The 15,950-nt window shown below is 63.1% G+C and carries 14 protein-coding genes; 5 read left to right on the top strand and 9 right to left on the bottom strand.

Features of this window, described 5'->3' with window-relative positions:
• Positions 1 to 114: 114 nt before the first annotated feature.
• On the bottom strand, positions 115 to 1,233 hold the full coding sequence (locus ACWGPT_RS12665) for a Gfo/Idh/MocA family protein (protein ID WP_452605948.1): 1,119 nt from the start codon (positions 1,231 to 1,233) through the stop codon (positions 115 to 117).
• A 12-nt stretch (positions 1,234 to 1,245) separates the two neighbouring features.
• Positions 1,246 to 1,950: a GntR family transcriptional regulator gene (locus ACWGPT_RS12660; RefSeq protein ID WP_452605947.1), complete on the bottom strand. Its 705-nt coding sequence runs from the start codon at positions 1,948 to 1,950 to the stop codon at positions 1,246 to 1,248.
• A gap of 99 nt (positions 1,951 to 2,049) precedes the next feature.
• On the opposite strand from ACWGPT_RS12660, the gene ACWGPT_RS12655 reads away from it, so the two are divergent.
• Genes ACWGPT_RS12655 through ACWGPT_RS12640 form a run of 4 tightly spaced genes read left to right on the top strand, consistent with a single transcriptional unit; the run spans position 2,050 to position 5,649 of the window.
• Positions 2,050 to 3,207 carry an LLM class flavin-dependent oxidoreductase gene (locus tag ACWGPT_RS12655; RefSeq protein WP_452605946.1) on the top strand — a complete coding sequence of 386 codons (1,158 nt, stop codon included), beginning with the start codon at positions 2,050 to 2,052 and terminating at the stop codon, positions 3,205 to 3,207.
• A complete protein-coding gene (locus ACWGPT_RS12650) occupies positions 3,207 to 4,100 on the top strand; it encodes an aldo/keto reductase (protein ID WP_452605945.1) in 894 nt (297 codons plus the stop codon). The genes ACWGPT_RS12655 and ACWGPT_RS12650 overlap by 1 nt, the downstream gene beginning before the upstream one ends.
• A complete protein-coding gene (locus tag ACWGPT_RS12645; protein WP_452605944.1) occupies positions 4,100 to 4,624 on the top strand; it encodes a flavin reductase family protein in 525 nt (174 codons plus the stop codon). Before ACWGPT_RS12650 ends, ACWGPT_RS12645 begins: the two co-directional genes overlap by 1 nt.
• A complete protein-coding gene (locus ACWGPT_RS12640) occupies positions 4,621 to 5,649 on the top strand; it encodes a YeiH family protein (RefSeq protein WP_452605943.1) in 1,029 nt (342 codons plus the stop codon). The genes ACWGPT_RS12645 and ACWGPT_RS12640 overlap by 4 nt, the downstream gene beginning before the upstream one ends.
• 8 nt (positions 5,650 to 5,657) lie before the next feature.
• Here the strand turns inward: ACWGPT_RS12640 and ACWGPT_RS12635 are convergent, their stop codons facing one another.
• The 7 genes from ACWGPT_RS12635 to bglB form a co-directional block, all read right to left on the bottom strand.
• Positions 5,658 to 6,770, bottom strand: coding sequence for an ABC transporter ATP-binding protein (locus tag ACWGPT_RS12635; protein WP_452605942.1), 1,113 nt, complete (start codon positions 6,768 to 6,770; stop codon positions 5,658 to 5,660).
• A 10-nt stretch (positions 6,771 to 6,780) separates the two neighbouring features.
• Entirely contained in the window at positions 6,781 to 7,845 is a 1,065-nt protein-coding gene (locus ACWGPT_RS12630; protein ID WP_452605970.1) for a carbohydrate ABC transporter permease, read from the bottom strand.
• On the bottom strand, positions 7,845 to 8,867 hold the full coding sequence (locus tag ACWGPT_RS12625; RefSeq protein ID WP_452605941.1) for a carbohydrate ABC transporter permease: 1,023 nt from the start codon (positions 8,865 to 8,867) through the stop codon (positions 7,845 to 7,847). Before ACWGPT_RS12625 ends, ACWGPT_RS12630 begins: the two co-directional genes overlap by 1 nt.
• Positions 8,868 to 9,009: 142 nt before the next feature.
• Complete coding sequence (locus ACWGPT_RS12620; RefSeq protein WP_452605940.1) at positions 9,010 to 10,278, bottom strand: ABC transporter substrate-binding protein; 1,269 nt, start codon at positions 10,276 to 10,278, stop codon at positions 9,010 to 9,012.
• A 51-nt stretch (positions 10,279 to 10,329) separates the two neighbouring features.
• On the bottom strand, positions 10,330 to 12,804 hold the full coding sequence (locus ACWGPT_RS12615; RefSeq protein WP_452605939.1) for a hypothetical protein: 2,475 nt from the start codon (positions 12,802 to 12,804) through the stop codon (positions 10,330 to 10,332).
• A gap of 11 nt (positions 12,805 to 12,815) precedes the next feature.
• Positions 12,816 to 13,652 carry a 5-dehydro-4-deoxy-D-glucuronate isomerase gene (gene kduI / locus ACWGPT_RS12610; protein ID WP_452605938.1) on the bottom strand — a complete coding sequence of 279 codons (837 nt, stop codon included), beginning with the start codon at positions 13,650 to 13,652 and terminating at the stop codon, positions 12,816 to 12,818.
• A complete protein-coding gene (gene bglB / locus ACWGPT_RS12605; RefSeq protein ID WP_452605937.1) occupies positions 13,649 to 14,749 on the bottom strand; it encodes a beta-galactosidase BglB in 1,101 nt (366 codons plus the stop codon). Before bglB ends, kduI begins: the two co-directional genes overlap by 4 nt.
• Before the next feature lie 124 nt (positions 14,750 to 14,873).
• Here bglB and ACWGPT_RS12600 point away from each other — a divergent pair, with 124 nt between their 5' ends.
• A complete protein-coding gene (locus ACWGPT_RS12600) occupies positions 14,874 to 15,926 on the top strand; it encodes a LacI family DNA-binding transcriptional regulator (protein ID WP_452605936.1) in 1,053 nt (350 codons plus the stop codon).
• Positions 15,927 to 15,950: the final 24 nt, after the last annotated feature.

Below are 15,950 nucleotides of genomic sequence, written 5' to 3'. Positions count from 1 at the left end.
CGAAATCTCTTTCCACGGCATCAACACCTCCCGCAAAACGGAAAGTGTTACCCATGTATCCGGTACGTTTCGTCACCTATCTCTCAGGTCGGGCAGGAAGCGCAAGCGGATTTGTCAGGCCTCGATCGGCTCCTGCCGCTCTATCGATCGGATGGTTACGACCTGGCCGGAGATCGCCGCCTCCTGTGCGGCCTGGCCCATGAAGGCAGCCCAGAGGCCGTCGTTGAGCGTCACCTCGACCGGCGCCTGGCCTGCGACCGCCCGTTGGAAGCGCTGGTGCTGGTAGAAGGTGGAGCCGTTGTGATCCCCGGCCTCCAGAAGCCGCGGGTCGACCGGGATCTCGAGCTTTCGGGGACCTTTAGGCTCGCGCGGCGAGATGATGACCTGGGCTACCGGAGGAGCTCCGAGATCCTGCGGCCAGAATCTCCCGGGTCCCGGCACCTTGCACTCGATCTTGCCGTTCGGTCCGATGGCCGAGATTTCCTCCTGGTAGCGCGCTCCCTCGGCGAACATGCAGAGTTCCAGCATGGCCCGGGCACCGGACATGAAATCGACGAGCACATAGGCGTGATCCCAGACGTCCGGCCGCCGGCCGCCATGCACCTCGTCGAGGTGATTGACCGCCTGCCCGCCGGATGCCGTGATCCGGATCGGATCTGATCTCAGGATGTGCCGCATCAGGTCGAAGAAATGGCAGCATTTTTCCACCAGTGTGCCGCCGGTCTGGTCGTTGAACCGGTTCCAGTTGTCGACCTTGGTCAGGAAGGGGAAGCGATGCTCCCGGATGGTCAGCATCCGTATTCCGCCGGTCGCCTCTTCCGCCTCATCGATCAACCGCGCCACGGGGGGCATGTAGCGGTATTCCATCGCGACCCAGATCGGCGCCGGATACCCCTCGCGGAGCGCCTTTACCCTTGGGATCTCGTCCACCCGGGTAAACAGAGGCTTCTCGACGAGAACCGGCAGGGGGCGGCGTTCGGCCACCTCCTCCAACTGGGACAGATGCACGTGGTTCGGGCTGGCGATCAGCAGGCAGTTGATGTCGTTGATCTGCAGCAGTTCGCCAATCGAATTCACGAAAATCGCGCGGGGCGCTATCTCCGCCGCCCGCTGCCGCATCGTGGCATCGGGCTCGAAGATCGCGATGACATCAGCTTCGGGAAGCAGCGCGATATTGCGCAGATGTTCCTGTCCCATCATTCCGCAACCGATAACGCCATAGAGCAGTTTCATGCGTGAGCTTTCCTATTTGAGGCGCGAGACGTAGCGGGCGATGTCATGATCGAGCCAGGTGCGGGAGACTTCCGCGCGGGAGCCGTCCTGGTCGTCGCTCGTCCTGAGGATGTGAACGACGGGAGCGCCGGGCGGAGGTCCGAAGAGCCCGGGCGACCAGTCGGGCACGACGTCCAGTCCGATCCGGTCCTCCGCACGAACGATCCGGAGACCGATCCGCGTCCGGTAGTAGAGATAAAGAGATTCCGAAAGGTCTTCCGGTTCGATCTGGTCCACATAAGAGCCGTCAAGCCAGATCTCCTCGATCGCAGCCGGTTTTCCTGACAGGCGACGAATGCGGCGAATCCGGTGACCATCCGGGCTTTTCCCGAACCGTGGCAGGCTGTCCGGTTTCGGCAGGCGTGCCACGTCGAGGACTTCCGCAGTCGGCAAACCGCCGCCCTCGAGAAGTTCGAGCCTGAACATTGCATAGACGCTCTTCGGATCGCTCACCGCACGGACGTAGTTTCCCGACCCCTGGACGCGCTCGAGCATCCCGTGCGCCTGAAGTTCGGAGAGCGCCTTTCGCAACGTGCCGACCGCGATCCCGAGATTTTCCGCCATCTCACGCTCCGGCGGAAGCTTTTCGCCGTCGATCAGGCGCCCGGCCGCGATGTCCCGGATGAGGAGTTCCGTGATCTGGAGGTAGATCGGAAGGCTGCCTGTCGTCTGCTGCATGGGGCGTGTGGGTCGGCCGAGTCGGGTGTGAAATTGATACACTATTGATTTACATCAACCCGAATGGTACGCAAGGGCAAAATTGTCGGGAGGAATTCGATGACTGCCGTGCCCGTCCGCTCTCACGACCTTGACGGCTCAGAAGTATCCTGGTTCGCCGCCCTGTGCTCCGACGACTATGAGTATCTCGGGGTGCCCGACGGGCGACTGAGGTCGAGCTGGGACCATTGTTCGCGCATCGTGAAGCAGGCCGAGACGCTCGGCTTTCGCAATATCCTTTGCCCGTCGTCCTATCAGGTGGGGCAGGATACGCTGAGTTTCGTTGCCGCCTGCGCGCCGCTCACCAGCCGCATCAACATGCTGGCCGCGATACGCTGCGGAGAAATGCAGCCCATCATGCTGGCCCGCACCCTTGCCACGCTCGACCATATGCTGGAGGGCCGGCTGACGCTCAACGTCATCAGTTCCGATTTTCCGGGTGAAGTGGCTGACAGTGCCTACCGCTACAGGCGGAGCCACGAGGTCGTGCAGATACTGAGACAGGCGTGGACCCGTGACAGGATCGATCACGAGGGGGAGATCTACCAGTTCAGGAACGTGTCGACGGATCCGGCCAGGCCTTATCAGCAGAACGGTGGGCCGCTCCTTTATTTCGGCGGCTACTCTCCCGATGCGCTGGAACTCTGCGGTGCCCAGTGCGATGTCTACCTCATGTGGCCGGAGCCGAAGGAGCAACTGGCGGAGCGGATGCGCGCCGTCCACGCGCGCGCCGAAGTGCATGGCCGGGTTCTGGACTACGGGCTGCGGGTGCATGTGATCGTACGCGATACGGAAAAGGAAGCGCGCGACTATGCCGAGCATCTGGTGTCGAGGCTGGACGACGAGTACGGGACGCTGATCCGCTCGCGCGCCCATGACAGCATCTCGCTCGGGGTTGCCCATCAGGCGCGGGCGCGTGAACTCGCCGACCAGTTCGGCTATGTCGAGCCGCATCTGTGGACGGGGATCGGGCGTGCCCGGTCCGGCTGCGGCGCCGCTCTGGTGGGGTCCGTGGACCAGGTCCTGTCGGAGATCGAGGCCTATCGGAAGATGGGCATCCGCGCCTTCATCTTCTCGGGCTACCCCCACATGGATGAAGCCCTGCACTTCGGCTCGAAAGTGCTTCCCCATCTGAAGACATGTTCGCTGCCCCATGCCTATGGCAGGGTCCCGAGCCAGGTCCCGGCCACGCCGCTGGGCACAGGAGCACGCCACTGATGGAACGCATATCCCTTTCGCCCGAACTCGAGCTCAGCCGTATCGTCTACGGGATGTGGCGGCTGGCGGACGATACCGATCTGTCGCCCGCCCATGTCCAGGCGAAAGTGGAAGCCTGCCTCGAGCAAGGGATCACGACCATGGACCAGGCTGACATCTATGGCGGATATCGAGCCGAGGCGATCCTCGGGGCCGCGTTGAAGTCGGCGCCGGGGCTCAGGGACAGGATCGAGATCGTCAGCAAATGCGGGATCGTGGCGCCGTTCGGACGCCATTCGACGGTGCGTATAAAGCACTATGACACGAGTGCGGACCACATCCACACCTCGGTGGAGATCTCGCTCCGCGACCTGGGTACGGACTACCTGGACCTGCTGCTCATCCACCGCCCCGATCCGCTTCTGGACCCCGACGAAACGGGTGCAGCGCTCGATGCGCTGGTCCAGTCCGGCAAGGTTCGGGCTGTCGGGGTGTCGAATTTCCGGCCCTGGGATTTTTCTTTGCTGCAGTCATCCATGGAATCGACGCTGGTCACCAATCAGATCGAGATAAGCCTGCTTGCCGCCACAGCCTTCACCGATGGCGACCTCGCCTTCCTTCAGGAGCGCGTGATCCCGCCCATGGGCTGGTCGCCGCTTGGCGGCGGCGCGCTGCTTTCAGGTCGACATCCGGAGCTTCTCGCCGCTTTGCAGCGGATCGGTGCGGAGCATGGCGTCGAGCCCGGAGCGGTCGCCGTGGCCTGGCTCCTCCGTCACCCCGCGAAGATCCTGCCCATCCTCGGCACAAACGACCTGCAGCGGATACGGAGCCTCGCTGCCGCAAGCGAGGTGGTGCTCGACCGCCAGACATGGTTCGAACTCTACACCCTGGCGCTCGGCCAGGAGGTGGCGTGATGGAGGCGATCCTATCATCCGGCAGTCCCGAAACGATGTTCGTGCCGGAAGGTGGCAACGAGCGAGCCTACCGCGATGCACTTGGCAGCTTCACCACTGGCGTTACGGTCGTCACTGCCATGAGCGAACAGGGACCGATCGGGATGACGGTAAACAGCTTCACTTCCGTATCGCTGGAGCCTCCACTGATCCTGTGGTCGCCCGCGAAAGGTTCATCGAAGCACGCTTCTTTCGAGAAGGCGCTTCATTTCGCAGTTCACGTCCTGAGCGCCGAGCAGGATCACATGTGCCGGGCGTTTTCACGCGGCGGGAGGGGGTTTGCCGGGCTGAGATGGACATTGAGCGACGAAGGTGTTCCAATACTGCATGATACATTGGCGCGGTTTGAATGCCGACGCTCAGCCGCCCATGACGCCGGCGACCATACACTGATCCTGGGCCGAGTTCTGAAGGTCGCTCTGCGGGAGGGAGAACCCCTTTGCGTCTCCCGCGGTATGCTGGGCCGTTTCGCGGGAGGAATATGACCGTGATTTCGATGGTGAACCGAACTCGGGAAGTCTGGCACAGATATTTTCGCGGCCTTGCTATTTCGGCCCTCGTCGCACTGGCGGCTGCGTTTATTTCGGAGCATTATGGTGCACCGGCGATGTTGCTGGCAATCCTGATCGGCCTTGCGCTGCACTTCCTGTCAGACGATCCTCGCACGGCCGCCGGGCTCGACTTCGCGTCGCGCAATCTTCTTCGGGTTGGAGTGGCTCTGCTTGGCGTGCGGATCAGCGCCGCGATGATAGGGGAACTGGGAATCGGGCTGATCCTCGTCGTGATTGCGGCGGTCCTGGCAACACTTGCCTTCGGCGTACTTTCGTCGCGACTTTTCGGACAGGATGCCCGGTTCGGAACCCTCACGGGAGGCGCCGTTGCCATCTGCGGCGCATCGGCGGCCATGGCGATCGCGGCGGTCCTTGGACGGCCGCGCGCAGAAGAGGCGGAGAGGGAGATGGCCTTCGTCGTGATCGTCGTAACCCTATTGTCGACGATCGCCATGATCCTCTACCCGATCGTTGCCGGGATGTTCAGCCTTTCCGATCTCGCGACGGGCATATTTCTCGGAGCGACCATCCACGACGTCGCTCAGGTCGCCGGCGCCGGGTTCTCGGTCAGTCCGGAGGCAGGCGAAATTGCCATTTTCGTGAAACTCATCCGCGTGAGCATGCTTGCCCCGATCGTCTTTCTGGCGGCCCTGGCATTTCGGGGAAATCAGGCTCGCGTTGCCTCTACCCAGAGCCTTTTTCCCGGCTTTCTGGCGGCCTTCATCGCGCTGGCGGCCATAAATTCGCTGATCGGGTTTCCGCCTGCCGTAGGCGAGATAGCAGGGGTGCTCTCCCAATGGACGCTGCTGATGGCGATTGCAGCCGTCGGCGTAAAGACGGCTCTGGGCTCGATATTCGCCGTCGGAAGACGCGCCATCGGCATACTCGTCGCCGAGACGCTGTTCCTTGTCGGGTTCGTCCTGGTGGCACTGATCCTGCTGCATCCCGCCGGCAGCTAAATGTCTCCTCAGGCTGCCGCGCCATTCCTCTCGCTTGGGTCCGTCGATAACAGTCGCAGACCCTGCTCATCGAAAAGATGCAGGGGAGCGGCACCGAGATCGAGCGGAACATTGTCGCCAGCGCGATAGGATTGCTGACCGGGCAAGACCACCAGAAGCCTCTCGCCCTGGATATCGCCGTGGATCACTGTCTCTGAACCAAGAGCCTCGACGAGCCTTACCGTTATTATCGGATTGGCCGCATCCCGGCTCAGCGCGATGTGCTGGGGCCGCACGCCCACTGTCACGCTTTGGCCTTTTGGCAGCCCAGCGGCATCTGCAGGCAGGGCGATGCGATGGCCGTCGGCGAGGGAAAGGACCGGAGCGCCTCCGGCCGTTTCCAGGATTTCGCCGCGCAGGAAGTTCATGTGTGGCGCGCCGATGAATCCGGCGACGAAGCGGTTGGCAGGCCTGTTGTAGAGCTCCAGCGGCGTGCCCACCTGCTCGATCCTGCCGGCACGCATCACGACGATCCGGTCGGCAAGCGTCATCGCCTCGACCTGATCGTGGGTCACGTAGATCATCGTCGCCGACAGCCGGGCGTGCAGGGCCGCCAGTTCGGCGCGCGTCGATACCCGCAGTTCCGCGTCGAGGTTGGAGAGGGGTTCGTCAAGGAGGAATGCAACCGGGCGGCGGACGATCGCGCGGCCGATCGCGACGCGCTGGCGCTGGCCACCGGAAAGCTGGCCCGGCCGCCGCTCCATATAGGCTTCGATTTCCAGCATGCGGGCTGCTTCCGTGATCCGCTCGGAGATCTCCCCCTTCGGCATCTTCGAGTTCTCAAGCCCGAACGCCAAGTTCTGCCGTACCGTCATGTGCGGGTAGAGCGCATAGGACTGGAAGACCATGGCGAGACCCCGCTCGGCGGCCGTGACCTCGTTGACCCGGCGACCGTCGATCTCGAGTGTTCCACCGCTCACCTGCTCCAGTCCGGCAATGACCCGCAGCAGCGTGGACTTCCCGCAGCCGGACGGCCCGACGAAGACCACCAGTTCTCCATTGTCGATGTGAAGATTGATGTCGTGCAGGACATCGACGGCGCCGAAGGACTTCTTGACGTTGGTGAGATTGATCTGGCCCATTTACGCATCCCTATTTCAGTCCGGCACCGGCGATGCCGGTGGTGATGAAGCGCTGCAGGAAGATGAACACCAGGACGACCGGGATCATCGTCACGACCGTCATGGCCAGGATGAAGTGCCACTGCACGTTCAGTTCGCCGGCATAGATGCTGAGGCCAACCTGCAGCGTGTAGAGTTCCCGACGGGAGAGGACGATCAGCGGCCAGAGGAAGTCGTTCCATCTCCAGACCACGGAGAATATGGCCAGTACCGCGAGCGCCGGCGCGGCAAGCGGCAGGACGATCCGCCAGTAGATCTGCCACTCCGAGGCCTTGTCCATGCGGGCCGCGTCGATCAGTTCGTCGGGGATCGTCAGCATGTACTGCCGCAGGATGAAGACGCCCGTCGGGGTCGCGACAGTCGGGAGGATGACGCCCCAGAGATTGTTGAACAACCCCATCGTCGAGATGATGGAATAGAGCGGCACCATGATAACCGACAGCGGCACCATGAGTGTCGCGAGGATCACCAGCATGGCGAAGGTGCGACCTCGGAACTCGTATTTCGAAAGCGCGAAGGCCGCCATGGAATTCACCACGAGGGTAATCATGGTGGCCATGACCGTGACGAAGACAGAGTTCCAGAGATACTGGACGAAGTCGAACTGCACGAAGGGCTGGGTGTAGTTCTCCGTTGCGAAGGACATGGTGCGCACCGGCTCCCGGTCCGCGATGTTGACCTTGATGATCTCGCCGGGCGCCTGCGGGTCGACCATCTGGCCGACGATGCCGATGCGGCGGACCTCCGCGAGCTCACGGGTGGTGCCGTCGGGCATGGTCGCCTTATAGAGCGCCAGCGGCTTGTCGTAGCCTTCGACGGTTACCTGTTGCGTGACATAGGGCAGGATCGTCGGCGGAAATTCGGCCAGTCCGGCGGGCGTCTTGAAGGAAGAGAAGGCGAGCCACACCGCGGGACCGAACATGACCAGCAGCCCGCCGACGAGCCAGATCCAGGTAACGATGTCGGTCCAGTGCCAGCCCTTGCCGGTTCCGCTGGCGCCCCTGCGCCGGAAGATGAAGCGTGCAACCGATCCCATCATCGTTTCTCCTTCGCCTCCGAACGGCGGCCTATCCCAAGCTGAACCAGCGTCAGAACGACCAGAACAAGGCCCATCAATATGGATGCCGCCGCTGCGAGGCCTGGATTGCGCAACTGTGAGGCGAAGCCGGTCTCGTAGATATACTGGGTGAGGTAGAGGGTGCTCGTCCCCGGTCCGCCGCCCGTCAATACGTAGACCTCATCGAACACCTGGACCGCCTTGATCAGCGCCAACACGACGACGACCAGGAGATTGGGCGCGAGAAGCGGCAAGGTGATGCGCCAGAAGACACGCGCGGGCTTCGTCCCGTCCATTTCCGCAGCTTCGTAAAGATCCTTCGGGATCGCCTGAAGCCCGGCCAGCAGGATCAGGGCATAGAAGCCCATATGGGCCCAGATCGAAACGCCGACCGCCGCAGCGAAGGCCCACGTGCGGTCGGTCAGCCAGTTGTGCGGTTCCATACCGAGTTCGAAGAGGGCAAAGTTCAGCAGGCCCTGGCGCTGGAGTATCCATTTCCAGATCAAACCGACGACGACGGGCGACAGGAGGACCGGGAAGAAGAAGACCGCCCGCCAGAAGGAGCGGGCACGCAGGTCGCGGTTGAGGATGAGGGCCGTCGCCAGAGCCACCAGGATCATCAGCGTGACCTGAAGCAGGACGAACCAGGCCGTATTTCCGACCGCTGTCCAGAATGCGTCCTCCTGGCAGGACATCGGGTCCAGATAGGATTCGCACCGGAACAGCCTCTGATACTGGTCCAGCCCGACGAAGCTGCGTTCCGACAGGAAAAGGGCCGTGCCGCCGCTCAGGGAATAAACGAAGTTGATCGCAAGCGGCAGGAGCACGAAGATCCCGAAGATCAGCATGTTCGGCATCAGGAAGAAGGGGGCCATGCCGTTTATGCCGGTCAGCCTCTGCAGCGCCCTCAGCGGAACGTCGACAAGAGCCATTATGCCGTTGACCGGCGCCATCAGGAGAGCACCGAGACGCGGCGCGGGCGATCGTTTCCGCATGTCCATGTCTTGCCGTCTCCCTATTGCCCAGTCCCGGTCGTGAAGTTTCCTCCTCTCCGCGGGGAGAGGAGGAGCGATAACATCGTGCCCCGCCGGATCGCTCAAACGGCGATAGCGTGGGTAACGGAGGTGGAGGTGGACACGGGTCTCAGAGACCGGTGTCCTTTACCTTCTGGGCGACATCGGCGTCGATGCGGGCGAACGTCTCCTCGAGGGCAAGTTCTCCCGCAAGGGTCTGACCGATACGGGTGACGATGGCGGCGTAGACGGTATCGGCCCAACGCCAGGCGGGAAGCTTCAAGGCCGTTTCCGAGGTCGCCTTCGAGGCCTCGACAAACGTGCCGAGCGCGGCCTTTGCCTGCTCGTTGTCCGTCTGGAAGTTCAGGCCACCTTTTTCAACGACAGCCTTGTGGGCGGGAAGGAAGAGCGTCCGTTCGGAGAATTCCTTGACGATCTCCTCACGGGCCATCCAGTCCATGAAGATCGCGACCTCCTGCGGGTTCTTCGTGTACTTCACGGCGACCAGTGCCGCGCCTCCGGGCATGCCGGTGCATGCCGCAGGCCCGCAGGGACTTCCCGTCGCAACCCAGTCGAAGTTGTCGCTAATCTTGGTTGCGAGGTTCGCCACCTGCCAGGAGCCCGAATAGTAGAAGGCAAGCTGGCCATTGATGAAGTCATCAGCTGCGGCGCGGTAGGTATTGCCGGCGGCCGATACCCATACGTCCTTGGCAAAGGTGCCGTCTTCCGTCCAGCCGACGAAGCTGCTCAGGAAGTCCTTGCCGCCCTGGTCCAGCGGCGCGGGCTTGCCGTCCGATCCGATGTAATTTGCGCCATAGGAAAGCATGGGCGCGGTGATGCGGTGTCCCGAGCGGTCGATCGCCATGGGGAAGGGGACCTGCTGGCTTTCGGCGACCTTCCTGGCGGCTTCCGCCCACTCCTGCCAGGTCGCCTGGGGGCCTGGGAGTTCCACACCCGCCTGATCGAACAGCGTCTTGTTGGCAAAGCCACCGGTCAGCGTCAACTGCGTCATGAAGCCCGAGATCTGGTCGGAGCCGTCAGGCCGCATCCAGTCGGCCTTGTCGCCGAAGTTCTCGTCCCAGTAGGCCGGGTCCTTCACCAGCGGACGCAGGTCGAGCCAGTGGCTGGCGAGATCCTTGATCGCCGTGACGCGTGCGATGTCGGGGCCGTTCCCGGCCTCCAGCTGGACCGGCAGCTGTTCCTTGATGACGCTGTAGGCGACGTTGTCGAGGATGACGTTGATCCCCGGATTTTCCGTCATGAACCGGGTGACGAGGTCCTTCATCACCTCGCCTTCCACCCCGTCGGAATACCACATGACCCGAACATCGCCGGCGACCGCCGCCGTCGATGTCAGGAGCGCGAGAGCAAGGCCCGCGATCGTCGATCTTGTCTTCATTGCATTTCCTCCCATTGTGGACGGGGCCTCCTCCCGTCCGGTTAGCACGCGTTAGATCATAGTGACGTCGCCGGCGACGGTATAATCGCTTCGTTGGATGCGGCGACCCTCGGCTTCCACGGAGCCGTCTGCGAGGAAGCGGATGGGCCCGTATTCAGGATCGACAACCGTCCAGGCGCCGTCCGTCTCTTCCGTCACCGTCAGGTCGGAGAAACGATCTTCCACCGACTGTACATCCCCTGCTTCGCAGATACGCACGATCCAGCGGCTTTTCTCGCCGTACTGGCGCAGCTCGCATCCGGCAGACGGGCCTTCCCCGACAGGTACCAGATCGGCGCTGCCCTTGAGGAGTACGGCTCCTGTCCCGCTTCTCGCCACCGCGACGTGGCGCCCGATGCGCGCCTGGTCAAACTCAGCCTGCGGGAACCAGGCGTGGGTGAAGTCCGGCTGCTCCGGCTTGAGCCGGAATTCGAGGACTGCGAGACCGCGATACTGCTGGACCCTTGGGACCGTACCGCAACCGCCCCAATAGGAAGGGCGGCCGTAGCCGAACTGGATCGTCTCGCCGGGATGGTTGATCCAGATCGCCGCCTCCGGTCTTTCGCCCAGGCGCAGATGCAGGATCGTTTCCTGGTAGCCCCAGTCGTCCCAGCGATAGTTTACCGCCGAGCCCATGGCGAAGTGCGCGCCCTTGTAGTGGTAGAGAGCCGCAAAGCGGTTGTCTCCCTGCGCGAACCGCCATTCCTGATGTGTCGCGTTGCGGTGGTCGGCGATAGCGGCCAGGGCCGGCGGAATGGTCAGTCCGTGATCGCGCAGGCAGACCGCCAGTTGCGGCAGGGCATGCACGCGCCGGCCATACCAGCCCCTGCCCCAGAGAAGGCGCGCCACGCCGGAAAGCTCAAGCGAACGTCCGGCACAGAGCGTGTGCTCATAGGAGCGCCCCTGGGCCGCCGTGACCATCCCGTGATGTGCAGACCGGGCGATGATCTCGCAAAGCCTGACTATCCCGGCCTTTGCCCTCGCGGCGATGTCCGCGTCCGGGGAAAGGGCCGCCAGCGCCGTCAGCCCCTTCAGGTCGATCGGGAAATAGGGAGCGGAGTTATACTCGGCCATCTCCCATTTCTCGAAGTGGTCCAGCCAGGCCCGCACCCGTTCGGCACCTACCCGGCTCTGCTCGCGACCTGATCGACCGGATCGGACGAAGGTCGCGTCCGATAGCAGGTGACCGGCCAGATAGGCGGAGGTGTGAAAGAGCAGGGCGTGGTTCTCCGAGAAATACCACTGAACGTCGTTGCCGGGCTCATCCATCCAGTAGCGATAGTTGAGTATCGCGCTGTCGATCCGGGCCCGGGTCGCTTCGCCAATGTCTGCGCCCCAGACCGCGCGCGACCAGATCAACGGCACGAGCGAGAAATCGGCGCAGTCGTGGCAGTCTTCGATCGAGGGAAGGATTTCCTCGATCATCGCGTCCGTATCGGCGCCGCCGCGGCCGCTAGCCAGGCGAGCGAAAGCGCGCACGGTATCGCGCTCCGAGTGCTCCGAAACCTCGTCCAGAGCTTCGGCAATGCGGTCGGAAAGCGCCGCCGGCGCCGTTCCCTGACGCTCGACATGGCAGACCTCGACGCCCAGGGATCGCGAGGCGACGAAGCCTCCGGCATCGAGCGTGATCCGGAAATGACGGAAGTCGGCGGGAGCGTCCTCCGATGGCCCGATCGTCAGTTCGGTGGCGCCGGACGGGAGGACAAAATCGTAGTCGAACCGCTCCGTCGACATGAAGTCGCCTTCGATGGCTACATTCACGCCAACCTCTACGGGTAGCGGCGCGGCGAGGCGAAGAGCTATGTCGCCGCCAAAATAATGGGGGCGGTCGAAGTGCATCCGGTCGAGAGCCGCCTCGAGGCTCTCCGCTACCGAACCCGGTACCGGGCATGGCAGTGAAAGGCGCGCTTTGGGACCTGAGACATAGTCCATCTGGAAGAAGTACCGGGCGTCGCGCTCGGCGAGATCGTCGAAGAAGATGGTAATCTCGTTCAGCCCCTCGGAGAGCGGCAGTTCGAATTCCTGCTTGGCTTCCAGGTTGCGGCTGTAGGGCGCCATCCAACCGATCTCGCGGCCGTTCAACCAGACGACGGCGCCGCCGCAGGTCCCAAGCCGGATCGTCGCCTTTTCTGCAGAATCCACCTCGATATATGTCCTCGCCCAAGCCGCCAGCCGCGTCGGGCGGAACCAGAAGCCGGAAAGGTCGAGTCGAGGCGAGCCGAACGGAAGCCACCAGCGGGTCGCCTGGAAATCCCCGCGCACGTCGGGGCGCTTTCCCCGATAGGTTTCGGCGAACAGGGTGCGGCAGGGATATTCGTGGGGGATGAAGTTCTTCACCTTGGTCAGGAAGAAGAATGGATCCATTTCCCCCTTCATCGGTGCATCCGGCACATCGAAGCGCTCCTCGGAAAGGGCGCCGAGCTGCCAGTAGCGGATCGGATCTTCCGGGTTGAGCGCCTTCTGCATCCAGTGTGTCTGTGCGTTCATGGAATCTACGCTCATTTAAGTTCGGAAACGGCAACTGGTGCCACATCATTGTATTCCTGGTTTTCGCCGGTCATGCCCCAGACGAAGGCGTAGGGCCCGGTTCCCGCGCCCATGTGGATCGACCAGGCCGGCGAGAGAACGACATCTCCGTCGGCAACGACAAGGTGTCGCGTCTCATCCGGGCGGCCCATCAGGTGGATTACCCGGTCGTCCGCCGACAGGTCGAAGTAGCAGTAGGCTTCCATGCGGCGTTCATGAAGATGCGGGGGCATCGTATTCCAGACGCTGCCTTCGTCGAGGTCCGTGATCCCCATCAGCAGCAGGCAGGACGGTGACACCTCGGGGTGGATGTACATGCGCAGCCTGCGTCTGTTCGAGCGCCTTGCTTCGCCCAGATCAACGGGCCTGGACTCCGCCTGCCGGATCAGCCGGTGGGGGATGTCGACCCCGGCCGGCACGGAGTTCATGTAGAAGCGTGCCGGATGGTCGCCCGACAGGCTCGATGCGGTCAGAACGCGGGCACCCCGGCCGACATAGAGCACGTCGCGATTATCCAGGTCGAAGCTCTTGCCGTCGACGGTGATGGTACCCGGGCCGCCGAGATTGGCGATACCCATCTCGCGGGCAGAGAGAAGGTACGGCGTCCCGATCTCCTCGCCGCTTCCGAATTCGAGCGTCGTCGAGACCGGGACCGCCCCGCCGAGGGTCAGGCGATCGACATGGGTGTAGGTGAGGGTGACCGCGTCCGGACGAAACAGGTCCTCGACGAGGAACTCGGAGCGCAGCCGGTTCGTGTCGTAGGTTTTGATGTCCTGCGGGCCTGCACCATAGAGGATCTTCATCGTCATGCCGCCTGTGCTCCCGCATCGACGTGACGGAGAGCTTCCGACAGGCAGAGGATGGACAGCGCCTGCCCGTATCCGGTCGGCTGGATGGGGATATCCCTGTAGAACTGCAGGTCGTGACCCATTCGGGTCCCGTAGGAGACGTTGAGCACGGTCCCGGTCTCGTCGATATTATTGAGCACCGCGTCCACTGCCTTAAGCCCCGCGGTCCGCCAGGCGGGGGTGCCCAGGCCAAGGCGATGACCTTTCAGGAGTCCGTAGCCGATCCCCGCAGTCGCCGAGATTTCCTCGTAGGAGCTTGGGTCGTCCAGTAGCGTCCGCCACGCCCCGGAGGACGTCTGAAGCGGCAGCAGCGCGTTTACCTGGGCCGCAAGCACGCCGAGAAGGAAATCCCTGACCGGCCTGGCGATCTGGGCCAGGTCGAAGAGGTCAAGAATGCCCGCAGTGATCCAGGCGTTGCCGCGCGCCCAGCGGGCTTGCGCAAAGTTGTGCCGGCCGTCGAAGGTCCAGCCGTGGAACCAGAGGCCGGACTTGCGGTCGGACAGGTAGCGGGCGTGAACGAGGAACTGCCGCGACGCTTCATCAACGAGTTCCCGGCGATCGCTCGCCTGCCCGTAGGAGGCCAGGAACAGGGCGACCATGTAGAGCGTGTCGTCCCAGAGTTCGTGGTGGTTGATCCTGTCGGAGACGTGGTGCTCGAAGGCGCCCTCTTCCGTGCGCCCCATCTCGGTCATCACCCGGTCCGCCCAGGCATCGAGCGGCTTCTTCCAGCGGGGATCTCCCGTTTCGCGCCACAGCACGGACAGGCCCAGCATGGGAGCGGTTGTGTTGACGTTGAGGGAGGGCAGACCGGCATCCAGTCGCTCGGCGTACCAGTTTTCGATGAGCTGCCTTAAGTCGTCGCGGCCGGTGAAGAGCCAGAGGCGGATGAGGCCGTAGAGACCCACTCCCTGAGGCCATTCCCAGCTGTCGAAGGAAATGTAGTCGCCTGCGGTACCGTCCAGATTGGGTTCGTCGAAACGGCCGTCGTGGCGCAGCCCCGTCATCCCGGCGACCAGCAGGTCGAGCTTGCGGCGGATTTCTCCAGCCGATCCTTGCATATGTATCCTCCCATTCCGTCCGCTCCGGACAGGCGCCTCCTCCGGCGCAGGCGGATGTAAGCATCGGAGAAAATCTTGCGCAATCTGAAAATTTTTTGCAAAGTGCCGAAGCGGAGGGAAAACCATGAATGGCGGCACTGGCAAACGCGGCAAGAAACCGAGACGGGTACGTCTTGAGGATATTGCCACGCAGGTCGGCGTGTCGCTGAGCACCGTGTCACGGGCCCTTTCGGGAGAAAAGGGTGTCCGGGAGGACGTCCGGCTGCGCATCATGGATGCCGCACGGGATGCGAACTATGTCGTCCCGAAGCCGCTTTCCGGAACCAAGTTCATTCTCGCTGCATCGAGCGCGGCGATGATTGATTACGTTCGAAATCAGTTCACCATGTATGTTCTCGAGGGCATTCGCGAACGGGCCGGAGCAATCGGCATCGAGATAATCACCAGGCCGGTTGCCGACGCCGCCGAGGAGCAGAAGGTCCTCGAGGAAGCGAGACTTGATGACGGGGTCGCCGGCCTGCTGTTCCTGACGGTGGATGACGAGCGCATGCTCGCGGCTACCCGAGACGTCGGCAAACCGGTCGTTCTGATCAACGGCGACGACCCGCTCATGCGGCTTTCGAGCGTTACCCCGTGCAACAGGTCGGCCGCCCAGTTGGCGACGGAATATCTGATCGACCGGGGCCACGACCGCATCCTGTTTCTCATGCGTCCGGGACGCAGAACGATCGTCAGACGACTGGAAGGGTGGAGAGACGCGCTGGCGCAACATGGCCTTCCGCACCCGGACGAGCTTGTGGTGTCGGTCGACGACTGGCTGCCGGAACTCGCGGACAAGGTTGTGTCCGATCGCATCGGCGCACGCGGGCTGGATTTCACGGCCATACTCGCAGCCGGCGAAAGCCTTGCGGTGGGCAGCATGCGGGCGCTCGAACGCGCGGGCTACCGCATCCCCACCGACGTTTCGGTGATGGGCATGGACGATCTTCCCCAAGCCGCGTTTCTCAGTCCCCCGCTGACGACGGTTCACATCCCGGCGCGCGAGATCGGAGCGACCGGGGTCGACCTGCTCCGCGAGATATGTTCGGGGTCCCGCGCACTGCCACGCCGGGTCGAACTCGCCTGTCACATCGTCGAACGGCAGTCTGTCGCAAGTCGCAACCGCGACGCGCCGTGAACCGCCGGACGCGGCGTATCAACT

Source organism: Pseudorhizobium sp. NPDC055634, from assembly GCF_053618655.1.
This window is presented reverse-complemented; position numbering and strand designations above follow the sequence as displayed.

What these genes read in the sequence shown, in the direction of transcription:
- ACWGPT_RS12665 (WP_452605948.1), bottom strand. Translation starts at nt 1,233, where the DNA reads ATGAAACTGCTCTATGGCGTTATCGGTTGCGGAATGATGGGACAGGAA.
- ACWGPT_RS12660 (WP_452605947.1), bottom strand. Translation starts at nt 1,950, where the DNA reads ATGCAGCAGACGACAGGCAGCCTTCCGATCTACCTCCAGATCACGGAA.
- ACWGPT_RS12655 (WP_452605946.1), top strand. Translation starts at nt 2,050, where the DNA reads ATGACTGCCGTGCCCGTCCGCTCTCACGACCTTGACGGCTCAGAAGTA.
- ACWGPT_RS12650 (WP_452605945.1), top strand. Translation starts at nt 3,207, where the DNA reads ATGGAACGCATATCCCTTTCGCCCGAACTCGAGCTCAGCCGTATCGTC.
- ACWGPT_RS12645 (WP_452605944.1), top strand. Translation starts at nt 4,100, where the DNA reads ATGGAGGCGATCCTATCATCCGGCAGTCCCGAAACGATGTTCGTGCCG.
- ACWGPT_RS12640 (WP_452605943.1), top strand. Translation starts at nt 4,621, where the DNA reads ATGACCGTGATTTCGATGGTGAACCGAACTCGGGAAGTCTGGCACAGA.
- ACWGPT_RS12635 (WP_452605942.1), bottom strand. Translation starts at nt 6,770, where the DNA reads ATGGGCCAGATCAATCTCACCAACGTCAAGAAGTCCTTCGGCGCCGTC.
- ACWGPT_RS12630 (WP_452605970.1), bottom strand. Translation starts at nt 7,845, where the DNA reads ATGGGATCGGTTGCACGCTTCATCTTCCGGCGCAGGGGCGCCAGCGGA.
- ACWGPT_RS12625 (WP_452605941.1), bottom strand. Translation starts at nt 8,867, where the DNA reads ATGGACATGCGGAAACGATCGCCCGCGCCGCGTCTCGGTGCTCTCCTG.
- ACWGPT_RS12620 (WP_452605940.1), bottom strand. Translation starts at nt 10,278, where the DNA reads ATGAAGACAAGATCGACGATCGCGGGCCTTGCTCTCGCGCTCCTGACA.
- ACWGPT_RS12615 (WP_452605939.1), bottom strand. Translation starts at nt 12,804, where the DNA reads ATGAACGCACAGACACACTGGATGCAGAAGGCGCTCAACCCGGAAGAT.
- kduI (WP_452605938.1), bottom strand. Translation starts at nt 13,652, where the DNA reads ATGACGATGAAGATCCTCTATGGTGCAGGCCCGCAGGACATCAAAACC.
- bglB (WP_452605937.1), bottom strand. Translation starts at nt 14,749, where the DNA reads ATGCAAGGATCGGCTGGAGAAATCCGCCGCAAGCTCGACCTGCTGGTC.
- ACWGPT_RS12600 (WP_452605936.1), top strand. Translation starts at nt 14,874, where the DNA reads ATGAATGGCGGCACTGGCAAACGCGGCAAGAAACCGAGACGGGTACGT.